The 25,448-nt window shown below is 70.9% G+C and carries 26 protein-coding genes; 15 read left to right on the top strand and 11 right to left on the bottom strand.

The features are described from left to right. Both AB0C15_RS11690 and AB0C15_RS11685 read left to right on the top strand, forming a co-directional pair. The coding region (locus tag AB0C15_RS11690) for an RICIN domain-containing protein (RefSeq protein WP_357351153.1) at positions 1-170 on the top strand (170 nt) is incomplete at its 5' end. A gap of 85 nt (positions 171-255) precedes the next feature. After that, entirely contained in the window at positions 256-723 is a 468-nt protein-coding gene (locus tag AB0C15_RS11685; RefSeq protein WP_357351147.1) for a GNAT family N-acetyltransferase, read from the top strand. A gap of 87 nt (positions 724-810) precedes the next feature. Here the strand turns inward: AB0C15_RS11685 and AB0C15_RS11680 are convergent, their stop codons facing one another. Beyond that, a complete protein-coding gene (locus tag AB0C15_RS11680; protein WP_357351146.1) occupies positions 811-1,263 on the bottom strand; it encodes a peptidoglycan-binding domain-containing protein in 453 nt (150 codons plus the stop codon). A 198-nt stretch (positions 1,264-1,461) separates the two neighbouring features. Next, the gene (locus AB0C15_RS11675; protein ID WP_357351145.1) at positions 1,462-5,202 is read right to left on the bottom strand and encodes a hypothetical protein; all 3,741 of its coding nucleotides are present in this window, start codon (positions 5,200-5,202) and stop codon (positions 1,462-1,464) included. Positions 5,203-5,493: 291 nt separating this feature from the next. On the opposite strand from AB0C15_RS11675, the gene AB0C15_RS11670 reads away from it, so the two are divergent. The 3 genes from AB0C15_RS11670 (at position 5,494) to AB0C15_RS11660 (ending at position 8,423) form a co-directional block, all read left to right on the top strand. Further along, positions 5,494-6,204 (top strand): ThuA domain-containing protein, encoded by a 711-nt coding sequence (locus AB0C15_RS11670; protein ID WP_357351144.1) that lies wholly within the window; start codon positions 5,494-5,496, stop codon positions 6,202-6,204. After that, positions 6,174-7,274 (top strand): Gfo/Idh/MocA family oxidoreductase, encoded by a 1,101-nt coding sequence (locus AB0C15_RS11665; protein WP_357351143.1) that lies wholly within the window; start codon positions 6,174-6,176, stop codon positions 7,272-7,274. Before AB0C15_RS11670 ends, AB0C15_RS11665 begins: the two co-directional genes overlap by 31 nt. A gap of 414 nt (positions 7,275-7,688) precedes the next feature. Then, on the top strand, positions 7,689-8,423 hold the full coding sequence (locus tag AB0C15_RS11660) for a VOC family protein (protein WP_357351142.1): 735 nt from the start codon (positions 7,689-7,691) through the stop codon (positions 8,421-8,423). A gap of 28 nt (positions 8,424-8,451) precedes the next feature. Here the strand turns inward: AB0C15_RS11660 and AB0C15_RS11655 are convergent, their stop codons facing one another. Then, on the bottom strand, positions 8,452-10,539 hold the full coding sequence (locus tag AB0C15_RS11655) for a glycogen debranching N-terminal domain-containing protein (RefSeq protein WP_357351141.1): 2,088 nt from the start codon (positions 10,537-10,539) through the stop codon (positions 8,452-8,454). A 163-nt stretch (positions 10,540-10,702) separates the two neighbouring features. On the opposite strand from AB0C15_RS11655, the gene AB0C15_RS11650 reads away from it, so the two are divergent. From AB0C15_RS11650 to AB0C15_RS11605, 10 genes are all read left to right on the top strand, one after another. Next, complete coding sequence (locus AB0C15_RS11650) at positions 10,703-10,978, top strand: hypothetical protein (RefSeq protein ID WP_357351140.1); 276 nt, start codon at positions 10,703-10,705, stop codon at positions 10,976-10,978. Then, on the top strand, positions 10,975-11,307 hold the full coding sequence (locus AB0C15_RS11645) for a TraR/DksA C4-type zinc finger protein (RefSeq protein WP_357351139.1): 333 nt from the start codon (positions 10,975-10,977) through the stop codon (positions 11,305-11,307). The genes AB0C15_RS11650 and AB0C15_RS11645 overlap by 4 nt, the downstream gene beginning before the upstream one ends. A gap of 153 nt (positions 11,308-11,460) precedes the next feature. Continuing rightward, complete coding sequence (locus tag AB0C15_RS11640) at positions 11,461-12,504, top strand: aromatic ring-hydroxylating dioxygenase subunit alpha (RefSeq protein WP_357351138.1); 1,044 nt, start codon at positions 11,461-11,463, stop codon at positions 12,502-12,504. Next, entirely contained in the window at positions 12,501-12,707 is a 207-nt protein-coding gene (locus AB0C15_RS11635; protein ID WP_357351137.1) for a hypothetical protein, read from the top strand. Before AB0C15_RS11640 ends, AB0C15_RS11635 begins: the two co-directional genes overlap by 4 nt. Beyond that, positions 12,704-13,657 carry a PDR/VanB family oxidoreductase gene (locus AB0C15_RS11630; RefSeq protein WP_357351136.1) on the top strand — a complete coding sequence of 318 codons (954 nt, stop codon included), beginning with the start codon at positions 12,704-12,706 and terminating at the stop codon, positions 13,655-13,657. The genes AB0C15_RS11635 and AB0C15_RS11630 overlap by 4 nt, the downstream gene beginning before the upstream one ends. 30 nt (positions 13,658-13,687) lie before the next feature. Further along, positions 13,688-14,443, top strand: coding sequence for an IclR family transcriptional regulator (locus AB0C15_RS11625; protein WP_357351135.1), 756 nt, complete (start codon positions 13,688-13,690; stop codon positions 14,441-14,443). 120 nt (positions 14,444-14,563) lie between these two features. Beyond that, positions 14,564-15,490, top strand: a complete 927-nt coding sequence (locus AB0C15_RS11620) for an SDR family NAD(P)-dependent oxidoreductase (RefSeq protein WP_357351134.1) — start codon at positions 14,564-14,566, stop codon at positions 15,488-15,490. A 49-nt stretch (positions 15,491-15,539) separates the two neighbouring features. Further along, positions 15,540-16,421, top strand: coding sequence for an amidohydrolase family protein (locus AB0C15_RS11615; protein ID WP_357351133.1), 882 nt, complete (start codon positions 15,540-15,542; stop codon positions 16,419-16,421). 17 nt (positions 16,422-16,438) lie between these two features. Further along, complete coding sequence (locus tag AB0C15_RS11610; protein WP_357351132.1) at positions 16,439-16,891, top strand: MaoC family dehydratase; 453 nt, start codon at positions 16,439-16,441, stop codon at positions 16,889-16,891. A 58-nt stretch (positions 16,892-16,949) separates the two neighbouring features. After that, the gene (locus tag AB0C15_RS11605) at positions 16,950-18,476 is read left to right on the top strand and encodes a long-chain fatty acid--CoA ligase (RefSeq protein WP_357351131.1); all 1,527 of its coding nucleotides are present in this window, start codon (positions 16,950-16,952) and stop codon (positions 18,474-18,476) included. On the opposite strand, the gene AB0C15_RS11600 is transcribed toward AB0C15_RS11605, so the two are convergent. From AB0C15_RS11600 to AB0C15_RS11565, 8 genes are all read right to left on the bottom strand, one after another. After that, a complete protein-coding gene (locus AB0C15_RS11600) occupies positions 18,400-19,293 on the bottom strand; it encodes a PaaX family transcriptional regulator C-terminal domain-containing protein (protein ID WP_357351130.1) in 894 nt (297 codons plus the stop codon). The genes AB0C15_RS11605 and AB0C15_RS11600 overlap by 77 nt on opposite strands. A 33-nt stretch (positions 19,294-19,326) precedes the next feature. Continuing rightward, positions 19,327-20,139 (bottom strand): ABC transporter ATP-binding protein, encoded by an 813-nt coding sequence (locus tag AB0C15_RS11595; protein WP_357351129.1) that lies wholly within the window; start codon positions 20,137-20,139, stop codon positions 19,327-19,329. Further along, entirely contained in the window at positions 20,132-20,956 is an 825-nt protein-coding gene (locus tag AB0C15_RS11590; RefSeq protein WP_357351128.1) for an ABC transporter permease, read from the bottom strand. Before AB0C15_RS11590 ends, AB0C15_RS11595 begins: the two co-directional genes overlap by 8 nt. Then, positions 20,953-21,747 carry an ABC transporter permease gene (locus AB0C15_RS11585; protein WP_357351127.1) on the bottom strand — a complete coding sequence of 265 codons (795 nt, stop codon included), beginning with the start codon at positions 21,745-21,747 and terminating at the stop codon, positions 20,953-20,955. The genes AB0C15_RS11590 and AB0C15_RS11585 overlap by 4 nt, the downstream gene beginning before the upstream one ends. 7 nt (positions 21,748-21,754) lie before the next feature. Then, positions 21,755-22,729 (bottom strand): ABC transporter substrate-binding protein, encoded by a 975-nt coding sequence (locus AB0C15_RS11580; RefSeq protein WP_357351126.1) that lies wholly within the window; start codon positions 22,727-22,729, stop codon positions 21,755-21,757. A 153-nt stretch (positions 22,730-22,882) separates the two neighbouring features. Continuing rightward, positions 22,883-23,530, bottom strand: a complete 648-nt coding sequence (locus AB0C15_RS11575; RefSeq protein ID WP_357351125.1) for a DUF2306 domain-containing protein — start codon at positions 23,528-23,530, stop codon at positions 22,883-22,885. Positions 23,531-23,628: 98 nt separating this feature from the next. Then, complete coding sequence (locus AB0C15_RS11570; RefSeq protein WP_357351124.1) at positions 23,629-24,291, bottom strand: response regulator transcription factor; 663 nt, start codon at positions 24,289-24,291, stop codon at positions 23,629-23,631. Continuing rightward, entirely contained in the window at positions 24,288-25,433 is a 1,146-nt protein-coding gene (locus tag AB0C15_RS11565; RefSeq protein WP_357351123.1) for a sensor histidine kinase, read from the bottom strand. Before AB0C15_RS11565 ends, AB0C15_RS11570 begins: the two co-directional genes overlap by 4 nt. Between the last annotated feature and the right edge of the window lie 15 nt (positions 25,434-25,448).

The following is a 25,448-nucleotide window of genomic DNA, read 5'->3' as shown; positions in this document are numbered from 1 at the left end:
CCAACCAGCAGTTCCAACTGGTCACCAACGGCAGCTACTTCCAGCTCCGGGCACGACACAGCAACAAGTGCGTGGACGTACCGGCCCTGTCGACCGCCGACGGGGTGGTCCTCAAGCAGTACACGTGCAACACCGGGGCCAACCAGCAGTGGTCCCGCACCGTCGTCTGACGGACCGACCGCGTAGCCATCACCAGGTCCAAGGCCCGCGCCGGGTGCACCCGGCGCGGGCCGGAAGTAGATCTATGATCATCACGTGATCGACAGTGATGTCACGGTGCGCCGGGCCTCCGACGCGGATGCGCCCGCCCTCGCTGGTCTGCGCTGGCGGTCGGACAACCAGGCGCGTGGCGGCCAGGGCGACAGCCTGACCGAGTTCGCCGCGACGCTCGGCGACTGGATGCGCAGCCACCCCGAGCATCTGGTGTTCGTGGCCGAGACCGCCGGCGAGGTGATCGGGATGGCCTGGCTGGCAGTACTCGACCGGGTGCCCACAGTGCACAAGTACGTCCGGCGTGGCGGTGACGTGCAGTCCGTCTACGTCGTTCCCGAGCGGCGCGACCGCCGGGTCGGCGCGCTGCTGATGTCGGCAGTGCTGGACGAGGCCCGTCGCCTGGAGTTGGGGCACGTGACGGTGCACTCCAGCACCCGGGCGGTTTCCTTCTACGAGCGCAACGGCTGGAGTCGCGATCCCGAGTGGCTCAGCTGGGCCTCCGAGGCTTAGAGCCGCAGCCCGTGCCGGTCCCGTACCTGCGGGCCGGCGGTGACAGCGTGGCGCTGTCACCGCCGGCACGGCCCCCCAGGGTGGTGGTTACGGCAGCGGACGGCCGAGGCGGGCGCAGGTAGGGGTCCCGTAGGTTCCGCCCGTGTACGCGGGGAACTTCAGGGCGGCGCGTGACTGCGGCCCGAACTGGCCGTCCGCGCTGATGCCCGCCTTGCTCTGGGCGAACTTCAACGCGTTGAAGGTCAATTGGCCGAACGCTCCGTCATCTTCGAGCCGCGCCTTGCCGGCGGGTGCGAGGTAGCAGTCGTTCAGGGCCCACTGGAGGGCCACCGTGCCCGGCCCGGCGTCGCCCCAGACCAGCGAGCACGGCAGAACGCCGGTCCTGCCGACCGGTGCCGCAACCCGATAGCCCGCCTGGTTGCTGACCACGTCGTAGGACTCGCACTCCGGCTGACTGCGAGCGTGGGCGGGGCTGGCGGCGACGAGCGTGCCCGCGAGCACGGTCATGAGCAGGGTGAGCAGTGCTGCCAAACGGTTCATCGACTTTCTCCTTCATCGCAGTGTCGTCCGGTGCCCGAACCCCCGTCTGGCTGGCCCCCGGGCAGTCGGACGTCTCGGCGGACACCCGCCCACGGCTCGTGTCCTGGAGTGAGGCTGGCTCGGGGCGAGGTTGTCCGACAGTGCGGCGGCACCGGACAAACAACGTCGGACAATCCTCCGGACGTCAGGGCAGCTCGGTCAGCGCGTCGCCGGTGCGCCGCAGGAGGGGGCGTACCGCTCGGAGGGGATGTGCGTCGCCCACTCCTGCCGGGTGAGCTGACGGCCGACCGTGGCGCAGATCTGGGCGCGGGCGGCGTGGAGGTCGAACGACCAGCGGATGATCCGGCCGTCCTCGGCACCGGAGATGAGAGTGCCGGCGGCAGTGAAGGCGAGCCCGCGAACTCTCGCGCCATGGCCGCTGAGGGTCGCGACGCGTTGCCGGGCAACGGTGTCCCAGACGACGATGGTCCGGTCGTCACCGGCGGAGGCGATCCGGCGGCCGTCGCGGCTGAAGGCGAGGACCTGCACGGGCGCGGTGTGGCCGTGCAGAACGGCCAGTTCGCCGCCGGTCGCGGCGTTCCAGAGCTTGACCGTACGGCTGTCGCCGGCGGTCGCGAACAGGGCTCCGTCGGGGCTCACCGCGATGTCCTGCACGGTGCCCTGCTGGCTTCTCACCCGGCTGAGAAGCTTGCCGGTGGGGACGTCCCACGTGTTGACGAAGCCGCCCACGCTCGCGCCCAGGAGGCGGCGACCGTCCGGGGTGAAGGCGAGTGACGTGACGATCTGCGCCGGGAACCTGGCCGTGATGTCGGTCGGACTGTCGATGTCGCCGACGTCCCAGATGAAGGGACCGAGCGTGGCCGCGGCGACGAGACGGCCACCAGGGTCGAACGCGACGTCCGTGGACGCGCCGATCCCCTTGGACACGATCGGCCGGGTGGCGTGTCGTTGCCGTTGGAGGTCCCAGATCGTGATGATGTTGTTCCGGGTCACCGCGGCGAGCCGGAGCCCGTCGGGGCTGAACGCGACCGCCTGCACCTCGTCGGCGTGCCCGGCCAGGGCGGCCACCTGTCGACCGTCGGTGTCCCAGAGGCGGACGGTGCCGTCGCTGCCCGCCGAGGCGACCCGGGTGCCGTCCGGGCTGATCTTCATGTCCTTGACCTGTGCCGCGAAGCCGCTGAACGGGGCGTCCTTGAGGTTGTGGAGCACGATGGTTCCGTTGAAGCCGGCGGACGCCAGCATCGTCCCGTCCCGGCTCAGCGCGACGGAGACCGTCTCGGTGCGGCCGCGGTCCTGGAAGGTCTGTAGGGACTCGCGACGTCGTACGTCCCAGATGGTGACCGCGCCGTTCTCGTCGGCCACGGCGAGGATGCTGTCGGTGGGCGCGGAGATGGTCCACGCGTAGCGCCCGGCCAGCGGTAGCGGCGGAAGGCTGACCGGCTGGCCGCTGGCGAGATCCCACAGGTACACCCCGCGGTCGTCGGCGGAACCCGCGAGGACGTATCCCGAGGGGCCGAAGACGACCGAGAAGACATGGTCGGCGGGCATTCTGGCGAACACGGCGCCGGTCGCGACCCGCCAGGCGGCCGGCTGCGCCACTCCATCGCTGGAGACCAGGATGCTGCCGTCGTGGCTGAACGTGAGCGATCTGACCGGGCTGCGGTGCTCACGGAGCAACGTGCGCGTCGTGGTGCGCAGGTCGTAGAGGGCGATGTCGCCGGCACGCGCCTCGGTGTCGGGACCGCCGGTGAGGCCGACGGCGAGTTTGGTCCCGTCGGGGCTGAAGGCCATGCCCGGCCCGAGGCTGTTCTCCGTCAGCCGGGTCTTCGGTCGGCGGGTCGCCACGTCCCAGATGATGATGGACCTGTCGACCCCAACGGAGGCGAGCAGCCTTCCGTCATCCGCGAAGGCCAGGTCCGCGGTGCGCCCGGTGTGGCCCGACAGGGTGGCGATCCGCTCGCCACGCGCGGGGTCCCACAGACCGATGGTGCCGTCACCGGCTGCGGAGGCCAACAGGGAATGGTCCGGGTTGAACGCGACGGTGTAGATGGACGGCCCGCCGACGTTGAGTGCGGTGCGGCGGGACGCGGCAGCCGCGCTGAGCACGCTGCCCCGGGTCTCGGTGTTCGAGGTGAGGCGGTCGGCCTCGACGGCGAGCAGGCCGGCCAGATCGGGATCGGTGCCGAGCAGGGATCGGGCTTGCAGCGACAGCTCACCGGAGAGCGTGACCACCTGCTGGCGGCGGGCGTCCTGCCGTTGCCGTAGCGCGATACCACCACCGAGCAGCGCGAGTACGAGTAGCGCGGAGATGCCTGCGACGAACCGCTTGAACAGGCGGGCCTGACGCCGGGCCACGGTCTGCTCGGATTCGGCGAGGGCGGAGCTGGCGCGCAGGAAGGAGCTTTCGAGTTCGTTGAGTTCCTCCGGGTGCTCCTCGGCCAGAGCCTGCGCGCCCAGGAGTTGGGTTCCCCGGTACAGGGCTCCGGCATCGTGGTCGAGCGTCGCCCAGGTGTGCGCGGCGGCGGTGAGCCGCCGGTGGACCAGCAGGTTCGCGCGATCGTCGGTCAGCCATCGGTGTAGCCGTGGCCAGGCCCGGATGAGTGCCTCATGAGCCACCTCCACGGTGCCGTCGCCCATGACCACCAGACGCGAGGTGGCCAGCTGGTCCAGAACTCGGGCGGTGACAGCCTCGTCGGCGATGCCGGCCAGCTCGGTACGCGCGATGGGCCGCCGAGTGTCCTCAGTGCCGTCGCCGAGCGCGGTGAGCCGCAGGAAGACCCGACGAGCTGCCTGTCGCTCGGCAGCCCCGAAGCCGCCGTAGGCCCGCTCGGCGGTCTGCGCGATAGCCCCGCGCACGCCACCGCTGGCCTGATAGTCGGCCAGGGTGAGGGTCTCCCCGCTGCGTCGTTGCCACGTCTCGAGGAGCGCGTGCGAGACGAGGGGCAACGCGCCCGGCTCGTCGGCGGCATCGGCGAGCACCGTGCTGACCAGGTCGGCTTCGACACCCATGCCGACCTGAGCGGCGGGCCGGACGATGATCTCCCGCAGGTCGGTGGCGCTCACCGGCCGCACCAGCAGGTACGCCTCGTCGTCGAGCACGGCGGCCAGGTTCGGGTACTGCAGGAGGTGGGTGAGGAAGTCGGCGCGTACCCCGAGCAGCACAGTGGCGCGGCGCTCGGGCCCCTGGGCGGCGTCCAGCAGCGCCGCGATGAACCGGCGGCGTTCCGTATGGTCGGGGCAGAGGGTGAACACCTCCTCGAACTGATCCACCACCAGCAGCACGCGGGCCTGCGGCGGGCCACCCGCCAGAGCGCTCCGTACGGCGATGTCGAGCGCGGCGGGGTCCGCCGCCAGGTCTTCGCGGATCTCTGGGGCATCCTGGCCGGTCACCTTCGCCACCTCGGCGGCCAACGCCTCCAGCGGGTGTTCGGTGGGCGTCAGCAACATGGTCCGCCACCGCTCGGCCAGCCCACGGTCGGCAGCGACGGCTCCCAGCAGACCGGCCCGCAGCAACGAGGACTTGCCGCTCCCGGAGGCCCCGACCACGGCGCTCAGGCTTCGCTGATCGGCCCGGGCCAGCAGCCGCTCGACCAACTCCGTACGGCCGAAGAACAGCTCCGCCTGCTCGGGCTGGAATGCCGTCAGCCCCTGGTACGGACTGCGCTGGGCGGTGCTCTCGGCGGTGCCGGGGGCTTTCGTCGCCTCGGCGGCAGCCGACCACCGTGCCCGCCACTCGGCCAGGTCGCCGCCGCAGGCCTGGGCGTACGCGAGCGTCACCTCGAGCGACGGCAGCCGGTCACCCTTCGCCGCGTCCGCCAACGTGCTCGCCGAGTAGTGCGCGCGCCGAGCCAACAGCCGATAGCTCGGGTTGCCCGCGTGCTCGCGCACCTGTCGTAGCTGCCACGCCAACCGTTGCGCCGGACCCGCCGTCGGGTCCACGGGCTTCTCCGGACGGCCCACTACCCACCTCCGCATGCTGGGCCGTAACTCTGGCCGCGTGACCATGGCGAGCTTCGGCACGGGCGCCCATCGGGATCGGGCCAGAGAAGTATCCAGTTGCGGCGATGGATCGGGGCGTGGGGGCTCGTCGACCGCGCACAGTGGAATCCGGATGCCGGCCCACGCCCGCTCGGGCGTCATCCACGGGTACCGTTCCGTACGGGTAACGACGGCACTCGTCGGGGCGGGGCAACCCCTGCTCGCCGGCGACGGCCTGTGGAGGGAGCGAGGGTGGCGCAGCGCAGAGCACTTGTGGTCCGGGGCGGGTGGGAGGGTCACCAGCCGGTCAAGGCGACAGAGTTGTTCCTCCCCTTCCTCGAGCGGAGCGGCTACGCCGTACGGGTCGAGGAGTCGACGGAGATCTACGCCGATGCGGCCGAGATGGCCGAGACCGACCTTGTCGTGCAGTGCATGACGATGGCGCAGATCACCGCGGACCAGGTGGCGGGCCTCAGCGCGGCGGTCATCGCCGGTACCGGCTTCACCGGCTGGCACGGTGGCATCGTGGACTCGTTCCGCGCGTCGTCGGAATACCTGCACCTGGTGGGCGGCCAGTTCGCGACCCACCCGGGCCTGGAGCCGTGTGAGCGGCACGGTGGCCCGGAAGACAACTTCCTGCCCCACACGGTGCGCGTCACCGACCTCGGCCGGGAGCACCCGATCACCGCGGGGATCGAGGACTTCGACCTGGTCACCGAACAGTACTGGGTGCTGCACGACGACCTCGTCGACGTGCTGGCCGTGACCACTCACCCCACCCAGGCGTGGCACCCGTGGCACCGGCCGGTCACCTCGCCGGCGATCTGGACCCGACTCTGGGGTGCCGGCCGCATCGTCGTGACGACCCCGGGGCACAGCCTCGACGTGCTGGAGCACGAGAGCGTTCGTACCGTCATCGAGAGGGGGATGGTGTGGGCGACCCGCACCGCGTCGGCGTCGTAGGTCTCGGGGTCATCTCCCGCGCGTACCTGGACACACTCGCGGACCACCCCGAGGTGAGCATCGCCGCGGTGGCCGACCTGGACGCCTCCCGGTCGGCCGCGGTCGCCGCCACGATCCCCGGAGCCGAGGCGCTGAGCGTCGAGCACCTGCTCGCCCGCCCCGACGTGCAGACGGTCCTCAACCTCACGATCCCCGCGGCGCACGCGGACATCTCGCTCGCTGCGATCGACGCGGGCAAGAACGTGTACGTCGAGAAGCCGCTCGCCGTGACGTTCGCGGACGGCCGTTCGGTCGTCGAGCGGGCCGCGTCGGCAGGTGTCCGCGTCGGGTGTGCACCGGACACCGTGCTGGGCACGGGTACGCAGACGGCGCGGGCGGCGATCGACGGCGGGCTCATCGGACGCCCGATGTCCGCGTCGGCCGTCATGGTCACCCCGGGGCACGAGCGGTGGCATCCCCACCCCGACTTCTACTACGCACCGGGCGGCGGCCCGCTGCTGGACATGGGGCCGTACTACATCTCGGCGCTCGTCCACCTGCTCGGGCCGGTTCGCGCCGTGACCGGAGCGGGCAGCCGGCTGCGGGCCGAGCGCGTCATCGGTTCGGGCCCGCGCACCGGCGAGGCGATCCCGGTGACGGTGGACACCCACCTGACCGGGGTGCTCGAGCACACAAACGGTGCTCTCTCCACCATCACCACGAGCTTCGACGGCGTCAAGACGACCGCCTCCCCGATCGAGGTGCACGGGGAGGCCGGCACCCTCGCCGTCCCCGATCCCAACTACTTCGACGGGGTGGTGCGCCTCTTCACGCTTGGCGGCACCGAATGGCGTGCTCTCGAACCGCGGGCGGGTTACGCCGAGGGTTCCCGGGGCGTCGGTCTCGTCGATCTGGTCCGGGCCGACGACGAGCGTCCGGCGCGCGCCGGCGGCGACGTCGCGCTGCACGTCCTCGAAACGATGACCAGCCTGCTCCGGTCGGCGACGGAGGGCCGGCGGATCGAGCTGTCGACGACTGTGGAGCGGCCCGTGGCGGTTCCGCTCACGCCGGTCGGGCAGTGGAAGGGGTAGGCCAGGATTTTCCCTACGCTGCTCGTGTGAGCTACGACCTGTACTTCTGGCCGGCCGGGGCGGCGGCGGACCCTGGTCGGTTGGCTGATCGGCTCGCGGACGAGCCGGCGGACGGTCTCGGGCCGGATGGGCGCGTCCTGGCATTCCGTGCCGAGCTGCTCCGTCGCTGGCCAGGTCTTGCCGACATGATCGCTCCGTGGCACGACGACCTGGGGTGGCGGCAGCCCTGGGGCCACACCGGTCTCGCCGACAGATTCGTCGGCTTGACCCTGCCCCACCGGTGGGAGGACGTCGATGCGCTCCCCGTCCTGGCCCGGTGCTTGCCGCACGGATCGAAGATCTGCTGGACCTGCCGTAGTGCCGTCACTCCAGGTCGGGTGCCACAGTCGACTCGGCGGGCCTTAGCATCGCGGCATGGCGACACGGCTGGTTCAGATCAACATGAAGGCTCGGGACGACGCCGCACTCGGCGGCTTCTGGGCGCAGGCGCTCGGTTGGGGAGTCTCCAGTGAGGGCCCCGGGGTGACGAACCTCGAACCCAAGGGCTTCGTCTACCCCGACCCCGTCGCCGTCTGTATCGACCTCGTCGTCTCGCCGGAGCCCAAGACGGTGAAGAACCGGGTGCACGTGGACCTCGCCACCACCTCGGTGGCACACCAGGCGGAGCTGGTCGCGCGACTGAAGGACCTCGGCGCGAGCGCCGCCGACGTGGGCCAGGGCGACGTGCCGTGGACGGTCCTGACCGACCCCGAGGGCAACGAGTTCTGCGTGCTGGACCCCCGACCGCTCTACCGGGACACCGGGCCGATCGCCGCCGTGGTGGTCGACTGCGCGGACCCACGAGCCATGGCCCGGTTCTGGGGCGAGGCCACGGACTGGACGCTGCACGAGGTGACCGACCAGGGGGCGAGACTGCGCTCCGCCAGGGGCGTCGGCCCCTATCTGGAGTTCGTCCCCACGCCCGACGTGAAGAGCGGGTGGAACCGCGTCCATCTCGACGTCCGCCCGTACCCCGGCGACGACCCGGAGGCCGAGGCGGCCCGGTTGCGCGGTCTCGGCGCGACCCCCCTCGACCTGGGCCAGGAGGTCCCGTGGCGGGTGCTCGCCGACCCGGAGGGCAACGAGTTCTGCCTCCTCACCCCCGGCTGAGCCCGACCTGTCCGGAGGAGCGTGACCGTCACGCGGGGGCTTCGACGGTCTGACGTCCGCCGTGGACAGCGACCCCGGCCAGCCGGATGCTCCCCAACGCCTCCGGGACATGCGGGTCGGCGGTGAGGACCCCGTCGTCGTCGACGTCGAGCCCGAGCATCGTCCGCAGGAACAGCAGGGGCGCGCCGCTGGCCCAGGCCTGCGGGTTGCAGGCGGTGGGGTAGGGCACGGGGCGTCGGCCGAGCGAGCGGTCGTAACCGGAGATGGCCTCGGGCAGGCGGTACTCGAAGTGGGCTGCGGCTTCGAGCATCGCCATGGCGATGCGGTTCGCCGCGTCGCGGTGACCGTATCGGGCGAGCCCGGCGGCGATGATCGAGTTGTCGTGCGGCCACACGGTGCCGAGGTGGTAGCCGATGGGGTTGTACCCGACATCCTCTGTGGACAGCGTCCGGACACCCCAGCCGGAGAACATCGGGTCGGACATCAACTGCCGGGCCACCGTCGCGGCACGCTCCGGTGGGACGATGCCGCTCCACAGCAGGTGACCCATGTTTGAGGTCATCGAGTCGATGGGGCGCTTGTCCGCGTCCAGGCCGACCGCGTAGTAGCCACCGCGTGCGGGCAGCCAGAAGTCGCGGTTGAACCGTTCGTGCAGCTCGGCGGCTTCGGTACGCAGGCGTCGTGCCAGTGCGGCGTCAGCCCAGGGCCCGTCGGCGAGCTGCGCGGCGCGGAGCTTCGCGTCGTAGGTGTAGCCCTGGATCTCACAGGTGGCCACCGGCAGCGAGGGCAGCGCGCTGTCGGCGAACTGGACCCCGTCCGGTGAGTCGCGCCAGCAGTGGTTGCGCATGCCTTCGGGGGAGCGCGTGGCGTACTCGACGTAACCGTCGCCGTCCCGGTCGCCGAAGGCGTCGATCCAGCGCAGCGCCGCGTCGGCGTTCGGACGCAACCGCTGGACCAACGCGTCGTCGCCCGTCCACCGCCAGTACTCGGAGAGCAGGATGAGCCACAACTGTGTCGTGTCGGCCGCGCCGAAGCACGGCCCGTACGGCGCGATGCCGAGTTGCGTCAGCTCGCCGGACCGGAACTCGTGAAGGATCTTGCCCGGTTCCTCGTCGCTGAAGTCGTCGACGACGCTGCCCTGGTGTGCGGCAAGGGTGACCAGCGCGCCCCGGGCGACGTCGGGCCCGCAGCTGACGCTCTGGTAAGCGGTGATCAGGGTGTCCCGCCCGAACACCGCGAGGAACCAGGGCATGCCGGCGGCCAGCAGGACGACCTGCTCACCCCGGATCTCCTTGGTGATCCGCATCGACACCAGATCGCCCGCCGACTTGTGGTAGACGCTGCTCAACAGGTCTGATTCGGCGGTCAGGTGCGGCTTGTTGGCCCTCCACCGCCAGGCTGCGTCGTCGGCACCGGGGTCGTGCTCCTCACCGAAGGTGCGGCTGGCCGGCTGGTAGTCCCGCCCACGACAGTTCAGCAGCACCCGCAGCTCACAACCCCAGGTCTGGCCTCGGCCCAGGTGCACGTCCCAGACCAGGGCGTCGCCCTCGACCCGGTCGGCAGACGGCTCGGCCTCGACGGTCGTGACCGCCGACCAGTGCGAATTCTGGTAGGAGAAACGCAGCGCAGAACCGTCCGGCCGGTGGGCCCGCCGGATGTCGGCCAGTCTGTTCCTTCCCGTCCCCTTGATCTCGAAGAGGTCGGCGAAGTCCGCACCCACAGCCAACCGCAGGCGTACGGAGACCGGCTCGGCGCCGAAGTACTGAAGCTGGACCCGCTCGTACATGCCGTCGCCGACGAAGCGTTCCCGCCGCACGCCGATCCGGTTGGCCGCCAGGCCGTCGAGCTCAGGATTCGCGAGAAAGAAGGCCGCCGAGTACGGGTCGACAGGGTTCCCGCTCAGAACGAGCGGAGCTAGGCCGTCGAGCGTCATCTCCCAGCGGCTGACGTAGCGGGTGTCGTCGTGCACCAGACCTGCGATGGAGTCCGCCGGAACGTCCCCGGCGGGATTGGACAACATGAACGTCCGGCCTTCGAATATGCCGACAGCGTTCGAACCCAGTTCCGGTGGCATGTCGCGGTTGGCGCCACCGTGACGTTTGTCGGACTCCGCCATGCCCCGCAGTCTAGGGCTGGAAAAGATGACCCCGTCGCGATATCGAAGGTCACCCACCGGGTCCGGGTATCGGGCCTGTTTCGGCGAAAAGCGGCAGTTCCCGGCGGTATCGCGGCCCATCGCGGACGTTGGCGTCCCGGCGATACCCCTCTATGGTGGGGGCATGTCGTCGGCGACCTTCCGCTCGCGCACCGCCACCGAGGTGGCGGTGCGCGGTGCTGCTCGGGTGCCGACCGCGGGTCGCCTCGAGGCCGACATGCGGGTGCCGGTGGTCCGCGCTTCGCACACCGTGCCCACGCACACATCGTCGAGCCCGATGCGAACCGGCCGAGGCCCACCCGCGGAGTCGTTGCATACCCAGAACGACCGCCAGGGCGAAGCTGTCAAGCTTCGGCCCTTTTTGTTTTTCCGGCTCGACCCCTTGAAAGGCAGACCATGACCGTCGATCATCGTCGTACTCTCGACCAGAGTTGGTTGGCTGACCTGCGAGCGTCCCTGGCGGACGACTTCGCCGCCCAGACGGCTCGGCTGCGGGAACTGACCGAGCTCAACGCGGACACCGGCGACCCGGGCGAGGCCCACAACCAGGCCGCGCTGCTGACCGCCACCCGCCAGAACATCGAGCAGATCACCGCTGCGCTCAACCGGATCAGCGACGGCACCTACGGTGCCTGCCAGCGGTGCCAGCAGGGCATCCCGGCCGAGCGGCTCGAGATCCTTCCGCACGCCCGCTTCTGCGTGCCCTGCCAGGAGAAGCAGAACAGGTGACGCCAGGGGTGGCTGCCGCGCCGTCGGCGCGGCAGCCACCCGTCAGGTGCGCAAGGCCAGCCTTTCACTGAGTGAAAGTTCCGGTTTCGGAGCGGGACGCCGCACGGGACGATCCGAACCCATCGACGTCCGTCGGCATGGGGGTCCGGTCGCATGGCATTCGCGCGTAACCAGTGGTATGTGGCGGCGTACGGCAGTGAGGTGGGGCGGAGCCTGCTCGCCCGGACCGTGCTCGGTGAACCGTTGGTGCTGTACCGCACCGGTGCCGGGGACGCGGTGGCGCTCGCCGACCGGTGCGTGCACCGGCGCTTCCCGCTGTCCGAGAGTCGGCTCGACGGCGACACGATCGTCTGCGGCTACCACGGCTTCACCTACGATCCGACCGGCGCGTGCGTCTTCGTACCCGGTCAGCAACGCATCCCGCGCACCGCGCGGGTGGCCTCGTTCCCCGTCGTGGAACAGGACTCCTTCGTCTGGGTCTGGATCGGCGACCGGGACCGCGCCGACCCGACCACGATTCCCCGCGCACCGTGGCTCGCCGACCCCCGCTACGCGGTGGTGCGGGGGATGGCGCCGTTGAACGCGCGGTACGGCCTGCTGGTGGACAACCTCCTGGACCTGTCGCACGAGACCTACCTGCACGGCGGCTACATCGGCACACCGGAGGTGGCGAACACCCCGATCACCACCGAGGTGGACGAGGACCGGGGGATCGTCCACGTCAGTCGGCACATGGACGACGCCGAGTGCCCACCGTTCTACGCACGCTCGACCGGGATCCAGGGCCGGATCACCAGATGGCAGGACATCGAGTACCACCCGCCCTGCCTCTACCTCCTGCACAGCCGGATCGCGCCGCAGGGTGTCTATCCGCCCGCCGAGGGCGACGACCACGAGGCGTTCCACGCCGAGATCGTGTACGCGATCACCCCGTCGACCGAGCACAGCACCTACGACTTCTGGGCCGTGGCACGCGACTTCGCGATCGACGACGAGGCGGTGAGCGAGTACCTCCACGACAGCAACCACACGGTGGTCATGCAGGACGTGACCGCGCTCAACATCCTGGAGCAGGTGATCGCCGCCGAGCCGGACCGCTACCAGGAGTTGAGCATCAACATCGACACCGGCGGTCTCGCCGCCCGGCGGCTGCTGGCCCGGATGGTCGGGTCGGGGACGGTGGGAGCGCCGCAATGAGTTCCGAGGTCGGGGAGCGGGTCTACCGGATCCACTGGTTGCCCGGCACCGACACCCTGCGCGGGATCTGCCACTGCGCGGCCGAGCGCCTCGCCGAGGACCCGGTCGAGCTGTGGGAGTGGTTGCTCGCGCACCCGCAGGGCCACCAGGGCACCCCAGCGCCGGTGCCCGCCCCGCCGGTGCGGATGGCCGTGCGCGGGTGACGGTGGGCGACCTGGCCGGTGTCGAGCTGGTGGTCGCCGCGCGGGAACAGGTGGCGGCCGAGGTCGTGGCGATCCGCCTGTGTCGCGTCGACGGCGCCGACCTGCCCGAGTGGACGCCGGGCGCGCACATCGACCTCGACCTGGGCGGGGGACTGGCCCGTCAGTACTCCCTCTGCGGCGACCCGGCGGACCGGTCCGACCTGCGGATCGCGGTGCAGCGCGAACCGAACGGGCGCGGCGGCTCCCGGTTGGTGCACGAGCGGCTCACCGTCGGGGCGACCGTCCGGGTGAGCGGACCGCGTAACACCTTTCCGCTCGTCGCCGCACGGCGCTACCTCTTCGTCGCCGGTGGCATCGGGATCACCCCCATCGCACCGATGGTCGCCGCCGCCGACGCCGCGGGCGCCGACTGGCGGCTGGTGTACGGGGGACGCAGCCGCGCCACCATGGCCTTCGCCACCACCCTGCGGGAGAAGTACGGCGACCGGGTGAGCCTGCACCCGCAGGACGAGACAGGTCTGCTCGACCTGGCCGGGCTGTTCGACCGGCCGGGCGCGGGGCTCGTCTACTGCTGTGGCCCGGAACCCCTGATCGCCGCCGTGCAGGAGCACTGCCGCGACTGGCCACCCGGCTGCCTGCACGTCGAACGGTTCACCGCCCCGGGCGGCACCGGCGCGCCGGAGACGACGATCGAGGTCGCGCTCACGCTCTCCGGGCGGACGGTGACCGTGCCGCCGGGCACGTCGATCCTGCAGGCGGTGGAGGAGGCCGGTGTGCAGGTCCTCTCGTCCTGCCGGGAGGGCACCTGCGGCACCTGCGAGACGCCGGTGCTCGCCGGTGTGCCGGAGCATCACGACAGCCTGCTCTCCGCGCAGGAGCGGGCCGCCGGAGACACGATGATGATCTGTGTGTCCCGGGCCCGTACGCCCCGGCTCGTGCTGGAGCTGTGAGCGTCCGGCGCGGACGGGGATGATGACGGGGTGCGCGCAGAACCGGGACGGTCGGTGACGAGCAAGGTGCTGGCGCTGCTCGACGCGTTCAGTCCGGCCACCCCGGCGTTGACCCTGAGCGAGCTGGCGCGTCGCACCGGGCTGCCCCTGCCGACCGTGCACCGGCGGGCGGCTGAGCTGGTCGCCTGGGGAGCGCTGGAGCGCGGTGACGACGGGCGGTACCGGATCGGTCTGCGTCTGTGGGAGGTGGGCTCGCTCGCGCCGAGGGGCCTGGGGCTGCGGGAGCTGGCCCTGCCGGTCATGGAGGACCTGTACGAGGTGACCCACGAGAACGTCCAACTCGCCGTCCGGCAGGACCTCGAACTCGTCTTCATCGAACGGATCGCCGGGCGGCACGCGGTGCCGGTGCTCACCCGGGTGGGGGGCCGCTTCGCGCTGCACGCCACAGGCGTCGGCCTGGTCCTGCTCGCCCACGCGCCCGCCGAGGTCCAGGAGCAGGTACTGGCCGCGCCGTTGGAGCGGTACACCGAACTGACCATCACCGACCCGAAGCGGCTGCGCCGCAGCCTCGCCGAGGTGCGCCGGGCCGGGTACGCGGTCAGCGACCGTCAGGTCACGATGGACGCTCTCTCGGTGGCCGCGCCGATCCGCGTACCGGAGGGTGTGGTCGCGGCGATCTCGCTGGTGGTCGCCCACGACCGGGCGGACCCGGTGGCGCTGGCCCCGCTGGTCCAGGCCGCCGGCCGGGTGGTCTCCCGGGCGCTGAACAGCCCACCTCCGGTCTGAAGTCTCCTGTAGACAGACTGCAAATCGTTGACGCCCGATCAAATTCTGCATTACGTTGCCGGTGCGCGGGTTACTCCCCACCTTCGTGCGCGGAACGGCATCGACGAAAGGGCGCGCTTCATGTCACTGGACGGCAGAGTCGCCATCGTCACCGGAGCCGGGCGGGGCCTCGGCCTCGCCTACGCCCAGGAGCTGGCACGCCGGGGCGCGTCGGTCGTGGTCAACGACGTCGACGCCGAGGCCACCGCCGACGCCGTGGCGGCGATCCAGGCGTCCGGCGGCCGGGCCGTCGCGGTGGTCGCACCGGTCGGCCCGACCGAGACCGCGAAGGCGCTCGTCAGCACCGCGGTCGACCACTTCGGGCGACTGGACATCGTGGTGACCAACGCCGGCGTCCTGCGCGACACGGTGCTGTGGAAGATGACCGACGACGACTTCGACACCGTCGTCAACGTGCACCTGCGCGGCACGTTCACCACCGTCCGCGAGGCGGTGCGGCACATGCGGCAGGCCGGCGAGGGCGGCCGGATCATCTGCGTCGGGTCGCCCACCGGGCAGCGGGGCACCTTCGGCCAGACCAATTACGCCGCCGCCAAGGCGGGCATCGTCGGCATGGTCCGCACCTGGGCGCTCGAACTCGAACGGGCCGGCATCACCGCCAACACCGTCGTCCCGGTCGCCGCGACCGCGATGACCGCCACCGTTCCCTACTTCGCCGCGGCGGTGCGGGCCGAGGCGAACGGTGAGCCGATGCCGGCGTTCTTCCGACACGAGCTGGGGTTCGGTACGGCGGACGACGTGGCCGGGCTCGTCGCGTTCCTCGCCTCCGACGCAGCGGCCTCGGTGACCGGGCAGGTGATCGGCGTCGGCGGCGACCGCCTGCAGATCTGGACCCACCCGGAGGCGGCCCTGACCGCCCACTGCGAGGGCGGCTGGACGTACGACGCGCTCGTGGACGCCTGGCCGACGACGTTCGCCGACGCCGCGCAGAGCGTCGGCGAGCGCTTCCCGAAACTCCCCGAGGAGTTCACGCCCGCGCCGTCCTGACCAGCCCGAGCAGACCGCCGGCACCGACCGCCCGACGAAGGTTGGCCCCATGTACCAGCCCGCGATCGACCTCGACGACGTCACGGCGATCGACATGCACGTGCACATCGAGGTCGACGAGCACGGCCACGCGTCCCTGCCCGAGCCGCTCGTGGCGGCGGCGTCGGCGTACTTCAGGACGGACGGCCCGCGGCCCGCCGTCGACGCGGTGGCACGGTACTACCGCGAGCGGAACATGGCGGCCGTCGTCTTCACCGTGGACGCGGGGACGAACCTGCTGCACCCGCCGCTGTCGAGCACCGACATCGCCCGCGCCGCCGCCGAGCACGCCGACGTGCTCATCCCGTTCGGGTCGGTCGACCCGCGCACCGGGGCAGCGGCCCTCGACCTCGCCGACCGGCTGATCCGGGAGGAGGGCGTACGCGGCTTCAAGTTCCACCCCACGGTGCAGGGCTTCGACCCCAGCCACGACGAGTACGCGCCGCTCTGGGGCCTGCTGGAGCGGGCGGGCGTTCCGGCGCTCTTCCACACCGGGCAGACCGGCATCGGCGCGGGCACACCCGGTGGCTACGGCCTGCGGCTCGGCCTGTCGAACCCGATCCTGCTCGACCCGATCGCGGCCGACTTCCCCGATCTGCAGATCATCATGGCCCACCCGTCGGTGCCCTGGCAGGACGAGGCGTTGTCGGTGGCCACCCACAAGCACAACACCTGGATCGACCTGTCCGGCTGGAGCCCGAAGTACTTCCCGGCCGAGTTGGTGCGCTACGCCAACTCGGTGCTGAAGCGACGGGTGCTCTTCGGCACCGACTACCCGATGCTCACCCCGGACCGGTGGTTGCGCGACGTGCAGGCGACCGACCTCAGGCCGGACGTGCTGCCGGGCATCCTGAAGGACAACGCGGCCCGACTGCTGGGCCTGGCCCGGTGACGACGAGAGGAAACGCCATGACGACGACAATCACCTACGACCGGCTCGGCGACCTCGCCGGCACCGATCTCGGTCACACCGGCTACCGCACGGTCACCCAGGATCAGGTGGACCTGTTCGCGGACGCCACGGACGACCACCAGTGGATCCACGTCGACCCCGAACGGGCGAAGAGCGGCCCGTTCGGGGCGCCGATCGCGCACGGTTTCCTCACCCTCTCCCTGGCGGTTCCCTTCTGGACGGAGCTGCTCGAGGTCAAGGGCGTGACCACGAAGGTGAACTACGGCCTCGACAAGGTGCGCTTCCCCGCGCCGGTCGTGGTCGGGGCGCGGGTGCGCATGCGGGCCACCGTGGTCGAGGTGGTCGAGGTGCGTGGCGGCTACCAGATCGCGGTCGACCAGACGATCGAGGTCGAGGGCGGCAGCAAGCCGGCGGTCGTCGCACGAGGGCTGTACCGCTTCTACGCCTGAACCCTCGGAGCACCACTCGAACCGGGCGGGCACACCACCTCCAGCCAGGAGAATGCTGATGCAGCAGCACGGAATTGGCGCCTGGGTGACCAAGCGCCGGCTCAAGTCCCCGAACCAGGTCGCGATCATCCACGGCGACCGGCCACCCCTGACGTACGGACAGTTCGCCGACGCCGCCGACCGGGTCGCGACGGTGCTGCGGGAGCGGGGCGTCGGCAAGGGTGACAGCGTCGCCTACCTGGGTGACAACAGCCCCGAACTGCTCCTGGTGATGTTCGGGGCGGCGCAGCTCGGGGCCGTCTTCGTGCCGATCAACACCCGCCTCGCCGCACCCGAGATCGCCCACGTCCTCGCCGACTGCGACGCTGGGGTGCTGATCCACGACCCGGACCTCGCGGCGTTGGTGGCCTCCGCCGCGCCGACCGCCCGGACCCCGTGCGTCATCGTCATCGGCGAGGGCACCACCGACCGACCCGGGCTGGCCCACCTGACCCGGGCCGCCGTCACCCCGTTCACCGACCACGCCGACACCACCCACGCTGATCCGGCGGCGATCATCTACACCTCGGGCACGACCGGCCGGGCCAAGGGCGCCGTGCTGACCCACGGCAACCTCACCTGGGTGGCGCTCAACTGCGTGGTCGACTACGACGTCGTCTCCACCGACGTCGCGCTCATGATCTCGCCGCTGTTCCACGTCGCGTCGCTCGGGATGGGCGCCCTTCCCGTCATCCTCAAGGGCGCCACGATGGTCATCGAGAAGGGCTTCGAGCCGGGCCGCGCGCTCGCGCAGATCGAGCGGCACGGCGTCACCATGCTCAGCGGCGTACCCACCACCTACCAACTGATGGCCGACCACCCGGCCTGGGCAGCGACCGACCTGTCCACGCTGACGAAGCTCACCTGCGGCGGTTCGGCGGTGCCCGCCCGCATCCTCAACGCGTACGAGGCGCGGGGGCTGTCGTTCTCGCAGGGGTACGGCATGACCGAGGCCGCGCCGGGGGCCACCGCGCTACCGCCGGCGATGACCCGCGTCAAACAGGGCAGTGTCGGTCTGCCGCACTTCTTCACCGACGTGCGGATCACCGACCCGACCGGGGCCGTGCTGCCCACCGGCGCCGTCGGTCAGATCGAGGTGAACGGGCCCAACGTCTTTCCCGGCTACCACGGGCTTGCCCAGGCGACCGCCGAGGCGTTCACCGCCGACGGGTGGTTCCGCTCCGGCGACCTCGGTCACCTGGACGCCGACGGCTACCTCTACATCTCCGGCCGACTCAAGGACATGATCATTTCGGGGGGCGAGAACATCTACCCGCTCGAAATCGAGCAACTGCTCACCGAGATCGACGGGGTGACCTCGGCGGCGGTCATCGGCGTACCGGACGAGCGATGGGGGGAGGTGCCGTGGGCGATCGTGACCGTACGGCAGGGGGTGTCGGTGGACACCGACACCGTCCGGGCGTTTCTCGACGGCAGGATCGCGCGCTACAAGCTCCCCAAGAACGTCGTCATCGTGGACGAGCTGCCCCGGACGGCGTCGGGGAAGGTGCGGAAGGCCGATCTGCGGACCCGTTTCGGCGGCTAGCCGTGGGCCGGGCGGCGACGAGTTCGGCGAACTCCGCCGCGGACGCCTCGGCAAGTTTCCCGTGCATCCGGCGGTAGGTTCGCACCGACCTCGTGGCGGGCCACTGGGCGTCCATGAACTCGGCCGGCAGCCTCGGGTCGGCGCGCAGCAACGCGAGCCAGTCCGCCACGAGCATCGTCCGTACGGTGAGGGCGCTCGGCGTCAGCGCCGTCGCGGACGGGTCGTCCCACGCGTCGATGAAGGCGAGGTGCGCGCGTCGGATCGCCTCGATGTCCCACGCCGCGCGTACGCTCTCGCCGATCGGAAATCCGGCGAGTTCGCGGGCGTGGAAGGCGACCACGGTGTTGGGCGCGAGGTCCTGCCGCAGCGGCTCCAACGAACCGGCGAGGTCGACCTCGCCGGGTGCGAGCCACAGCCCGTCCCGGATCGGCGCGAAGCCCTCCCAGGTGAGGATCGAGCGCAGCCGGTGCCGCAGCGTCCGCTGGCCCTCCGGGATCGAGAAGGTGACGAGCGTCCACCCGCTGCCCTGCGGGTCGAACGGCCGCGGCCCGCGAACGCGGTAGGTCGCCTCGCGCAACACCGCGGCCCCGTGCTCGGTCAGTGAGAAGAGGGTCTCCCGGCCACTTCTGCTGCGGGCGAGGATGCCGCTGTGCACGAGGCGGTCGAGGGTCGCGCGGGTGGCCGGCGCGGCGACGTCCGCACCCTCCAGCACGCTGATCAGGGCGCTCGCCCGGATCGGGCCGGTGGCACCGTCGACCACGTGCTCGCCGAAGAAGGCGAGCAACAACTGCTTCGGCTGACGACTACCCACAGCCATCCCCTTCGGTGAACTCGTTGGCCTGGCCACCGGTCACCGTGCGGATCGCGGGGCCATCGTATGCCCACGCTTTGCCCGCTGGATCTGGTCGTAGACGTGTGTCCGCAGTTCCGTGAAACGGGGCAGAGCGCGGGTCGTGATCTGATCGCGCTCCGGCGGCAGGTCGACCGCGAGGTCCTCCTGAACCCAGGTCGGCGACGTGGACAATACTAGTACCCGCTGACCGAGGTACACCGACTCGTCGATGTCGTGGGTGACGAAGACAACCGAGATGCTGCGGCTGGCGTGCAGCTCGCGGACCAGGTCCTCCAGGTCGGCCCGGGTCTGGGCGTCGACTGCCGCGAACGGTTCGTCCATGATCAGGACTTCGGGCTGGTAGGCGAGCGCCCGCGCGATCGCCACCCGCTGTTGCATCCCTCCGGAGAGCTGCCACGGGTGACTCCGCTCGGCGTCCGCGAGGCCGACCGCTTCGAGTGCGTCGACGACAAGCTTGTCGCGGGCCGTGCGGGAGAGCCTCTTGTGCCGCAGCGGAAGCTCGACGTTCCCGCGCACGGTGAGCCAGGGGTAGAGGCTGCGACCGTACTCCTGGAACACGACGGCCATGGCCGGGCTGGGCCCGGTCACCGGCGCGCCGTCCATCTCGACCACTCCGCTGGTGGGCCGCAGCAGGCCGGCGAGGCACTTCAGGAGGGTGGTCTTGCCGCAGCCGGACGGGCCGACGATGCAGACGAGCTCGCCGGCGTCCATGGTGAAGCTGATGTCCCCGATCGCCTCGACGGTGCCCGTGGCGGACTCGTAGACCTTCCGCAGGTGCTCCACCCGCAGCAGAGTGCTCCGGTCAGGCACGGTTGACCTCCCTGATGCCGTGGTACCAGCGCAGGACGCGCCGCTCGACGAGACCGAAAGCTACGGCGAGGAGAACGCCGACGAGGCCGAGGAGGAGGATGCCGCTCCACATCTCGGCGATCAGATAGTTGCGCTGGAAGTAGGCGATCCGGTAGCCGAGGCCGGAGGAGGAGGCGAACATCTCCGAGATGACCATCAGGATCAGCGCGACCGAGAGGGCCTGACGGACCCCGGCCATGATCCGTGGGCTGGCGGCCGGGAGCACGAGGAACCGGAGCCGCTCCCACCGGGAGACCTGGAACGACTCGGCGGTCTCCCGCATGACGCTGTCGGTGCCCCGGACACCCTCGATGGTGTTCAACAGGATCGGCCAGACCGCGCCGGAGACGATCACGACCACCTTCATGGTGTCGGTGATCCCGAGCAGGAGCATCACCACCGGGATCAGCACCGGCGGCGGGATGGCCCGCAGGAACTCCAGCAACGGTTCGAGGAGTTCCCGCAACCAGGGGATCAGACCGATGAGGGTGCCGGCGGCGATGCCGAGCACCACCGACGCGGCGACGCCGAGGCCCAGGCGGGCGAGGCTCGGCAGCACGTCCTCGACGAACGCCGGGCCGACCCAGGTCTCCCGGAAGGCTTCGGCGATCGTCAACGGGTCGGGGAAGAACCGGCTCGTGCCCCTGGTCGCCACCAGACCCCAGAGCACCAGCAGCAGCGTCGGCAGCGCCAGCGGGTGGAGGATGTTCGCCGCGATCCGGGATCCGACCGGGCGGCGGCGGGCCGTGGTGACGATCCGCCCGGTGTGCGCGGTCACAGCGGCTCCTCTCCTCGTACGGACTGGTGCCAGGAGAGCACCCGACGTTCGACGAACCGGAAGACGATGTTCACCAGGAGCCCGAGCACGCCGGTGACGACGACAAGCGCGTACAGGCCGGGGGCGTCTCCGGCGGACCGGGACAGCTCGATCATGCGCCCGAGACCGGGGTTGCCGATCACCATCTCCGCGGTGATGGCGAGGATGAGCGCGACCGCCGCCGCGAGCCGCAGACCCGTCATGAGGTATGGCAGGGTGGTCGGCAGGACGAGGTGCGACAGCCTCTCCCGCCGGGTCAGACCGAAACTGCGGGCGGTGTCGCGAGCCACCGTGTCGACGTCGGCGACACCGTAGATCACCTGCACGAACACCTGCCAGAACGACGCGTAGATGATGATGACGAGGGCGGCCTGGCGTTGGATGCCGAACATCAGCACGGCGAGCGGGATGAGGGCGACCGACGGGATCGGTCGCAGGAACTCGACGACCGTGTGGGTCGCCCGTCGCAGGAACGGCACCAACCCCACGACCGTGCCGAGGACGACGGCGGCGACCGTCGCGACCGTCAGGCCGATCGCCCAGGACGTCATGGTGCTCCCCAACCGCCGCCAGAACGCGAGGTCGACGAGCTGCTCGAACAGCCGCGCCAGCACGTCCGTCACGTACGGCAGGTACAGCGGGTTGACCAGGCCCAGCGTCGGGATGAGCTGCCAGACGACGAGGAACCCGGTCAGGCCGACGCCGCCCAGCACCGCCCTGCGTATCGCGCGCAGGCGTCGGGTGGAGAACACGCGCCGGCTACTTCTGCTGGATGAGACGGTCGAGGTCGGGTTGCTTGTCGAGCACCTTGTACTTCTGCGCGAGGTCGGCGAGCTTCTGCAGGCTCGACCTGTCGACCTCCCACGCGAAGGCCGGAAGCCGTACCGAGTCGGCGACCGGCGGGGGTAGCTGCAGGTTGTCCTTGATGGCCTGCCGCAGTGGTGCCACGTTCGCGGGGTCGTTGGCCCACTGCAACGTCTTCTTCATCGCGGCAGTGAAGTCCTCGACGAGTGCGGCGTCCTTCTCCGTGCGCTCTTTGGTGGTGATGGTGGTGAGCGTGGCCAGGCCGGGCACCACCGCCTGGTAGGGCGAGACGACGAAGGTGTCGCCGCGGGCCTTGAGCTGGGTGACGAAGGGCTCCGGCACCCAGGCGGCGTCGATGTTCCCGGATTCGAGTTGGGCCGGGGCGTCCGGGAAGGCGACCTCGACGAACTTGATTTTCGAGGGGTCACCGCCGTCCTTCTCGACCGCTGCCATGATCGTGACGTCGCCGGCGGCGCCCAGGCTGTTGACCGCGACCCGCTTGCCCGCGAGGTCGGCGGGCCGTTTGATGCCGGACTTCGCCGAGGCCACCACGGCGTTGATGTCGTCGCCGTCGGCGTACGAGGAGGCGTAGTTGCCGATGATGACGACGCCGAGGTCCTGAACGTCGGCGCGGAACGGGCCGAAGGGTTGGCCGATCGCGAAGTCGATGTCGCCGTTCATGAGCGCGGGGATGGCCTGCGCGCCGCCCTGGGCGGGCAGCACCTCGACCTGGAGCCCGCGCTCGGCGAAGATGCCCGCCTTGATGCCGCCCCAGAGCGCGGCGGTCTCGGTGATGGGCAGCGCCGCGACCCGGACCTTGCGTAGGTCACCCGAGTCCTGTTCGGACGACTTGGACGCGTCGGAGTCGGTACATCCGGTGAGGGCGATCGCGGTAGCGGCGATCAGCCCGAGAGCCATGACCTTCTTCATCGAGGAGGCCTTCCTGGGCGGGGTGGTGGGTGCGTCGGAAGTCGGCGGATGCCTCGGATTTCCAGGTGAACTACCGTTGCGTGGGGGCGCACGCCGCTGTGGTGGCCATGGTCAGTCACCCCGGCATCGAAAGTCAAGAATTTCTGACGCCCGTCATGAATAAGTTGAACGACGCTCTGTGGCGACCACCCGGGCCGGCCGCCGCAGGTACCACTCGGCCACCGCCAGGTTGATCACCCAGCCGGCGACCACCAGGCCGGCCCGGACGTTCCCGTCGGGCTGCTCACCTGTCGCGACGAGGTACGGCGCGTGGGTGAACGCCTGGGTGCCGGCGCCGAGGCCGATCGCGTAGCCGCGCACCATCCACCTGCGGTGCCGGGCGACGTCCCGGCGCAGCACGGCGGCGAGACCGAGCAGGATCGCGCCCGCCATGACCGAGCCGAAGACGAGTCGCATCACGGCGAGCACATCGTTGTCCTGGGCCGGCAGGTCGTACGCGACAGCCATCCACAGGCCGGTGAACGCGACGGTCAGCCCGCAGGGAACCAGCACCCGGCCGGCACGGCGGTGCCAGCGGTGCCGGCGCAGACGGGGCACGAACTGGAACGCGCCGAGGATCGTGTAGACCACCGCGCCGACGATGTGCAGCACCACCGGCAGCGGGTCGGCGACGAAGCGGGCGTTCGCCGGGGTGACCTCCGCTCCGGTGCCCAACTCGGTGAGCCGTCCCGCACCCGCGAGCATCGGCACCAGGCCCAGCAGGATCAACGCGGCCGGTAGCCGCCACTCGCGCATCGTCATGCCATCGATGGTGGACGTCGTACCCGCCCCCGCTCATCGGCACATGGGCCGCGATCGGGTCGGCCCATGGTCGGACGCCGTCGTCGTACTTCCGCCGGTCACCAGCGTCGGTGGCTGCGGTTGGTCTCGTACGCCCACATCGCCACCTCGACCCGGTTACGCACCCCCAACTTCGTCATCAGGCTGGTGACGTGCGACTTGACCGTGCTCAACGTGATGTACAGCTCGTCGGCGATCTCCTGGTTGGTGCGCCCACGGGCGACGGCCACCAGGACCTGCTCCTCCCGGTCGGTAAGCGCCTCGATGGGCTGCCGGCGAGGCGTGGCCGGACCCGTGTCGGCGAACGCCTTCAACAGCCGCGTGGTCACGCTCGGCGCGATCAGCGCGTCGCCGTTGGCGGCCGCGTGCACGGCCTGGCTGAGCAGGTCCGGGCCGGCCTCCTTGAGCAGGAAGCCGCGGGCGCCGGCGCGCAGTGCCGCGTACACGTACTCGTCGAGGTCGAAGGTCGTGATGACCACCACCGCGAGCGGCTCGGCAACCGTCGGCCCGGCGAGCGCCCGGGTGGCCTCGATGCCGTCCATGACCGGCATCCGGATGTCGAACAGGCACACGTCGGGGCGCAGCCGCCGAGCGAGATCGACCGCCTGTCGGCCGTCACCAGCGCCGCCGACGACCTCGATGCCCGGCTGGGTGTTCAGGATGATGGTGAGGCCGGTCCGGACGATCTCCTGGTCGTCCGCCACGAGCACGCGAACCGTCACGCACCGACCCCCCGACGCGGGAGCACTGCCGTGACGGTCCACCCACGGTCGGGGTCGGGATCGGGGCCGGCCGAGCAGGTCCCGCCGAGCAGGTCGGCGCGCTCCATCATGCCCACCAGACCGAAGCCGGGTGGGCCACCTTGCCGGCCGGCGCCAGCCTCGCCGTCGTCGCTGACCCGCAGGCGCACCGACGTCTCGTCGGCCGCGACGCTGACCTCGATGCGGGTGGCGTGGCGGGCGTGCCGACGGGCGTTGGTGACCGACTCCTGGGCCAGGCGGTAGAGCGCGGAGCCGACCGTGGGCGGCAGGTCGCCGAGGTCGCCGCGCAGATCCACGTCGACCGTCGGCCCGGCGCGAAACCGGCCGGCGAGCCGTTCGATGTCCGCGACCTGCGGGTTCGGCCCCAGTTCGGCGGGCTGGTCGCGGCGCAGGACACGAACCATCGCGCGCATCTCGGCAAGCGCACGGGACGCCTCGGCCTCGATGGTGCGCAGCGCCTCGACGGCGGCACCCGGCTGGCTCGCCGACGCGGCGATGCCCGCCTGCGCGCGGATCGCCATCGCCGACACGTGATGGGCCACCGTGTCGTGCAGGTCCCGGGCGAGCCGCTCACGCTCCAACAACTTCACCTGGTCGAGTTCACGCAGCCGGGTCGCGGCGCGGAACCGGACCGCGACACCGAGCGCGGCGGCGGCGAACATCACCGCGAAGCCGGCGACCAACTCGCCGCCGTCGGTCGACCCGACCAGACCGGCGGCGCTCACCTTCGCCACCACGAAGAACGAACCGAGCACGGCATCGCGGCCGGAGCCCCAGCGGAACAGCGCGTAGACCAGGAGAACCAGGAAACTCGCCGTGAACAGCCGGCAGGGATCACCGGGCAGCACGAACGGCGCGACAGTCGTGCAGCCGAACGCGATCACCACCATCGCGAACGGTGCCGTACGTCGCCACCACAGCGTGGGCAGCAGCGCGAGCGCGACGACGACGCAGCCGACCCGCCACGGCAGATCCGGTCGGAGGATTCCCTCCACCACCATCGCCGGCGCGAGGACAGCCGTCACCGCCCAGTCGCGCCACACCCGGGACGGGGCGGGAGAGACCCGCGGCTCGGCCAACACCGCGTGCAGGCGAGGACCCATGGGACTCATCGTACG

The organism is Micromonospora sp. NPDC048835 (genome assembly GCF_040649995.1).
Classification (GTDB): Bacteria; Actinomycetota; Actinomycetes; order Mycobacteriales; family Micromonosporaceae; genus Micromonospora.
The sequence above is the reverse complement of the archived record's forward strand: the minus strand, read 5'-3'. Positions and strand labels throughout refer to the sequence as shown.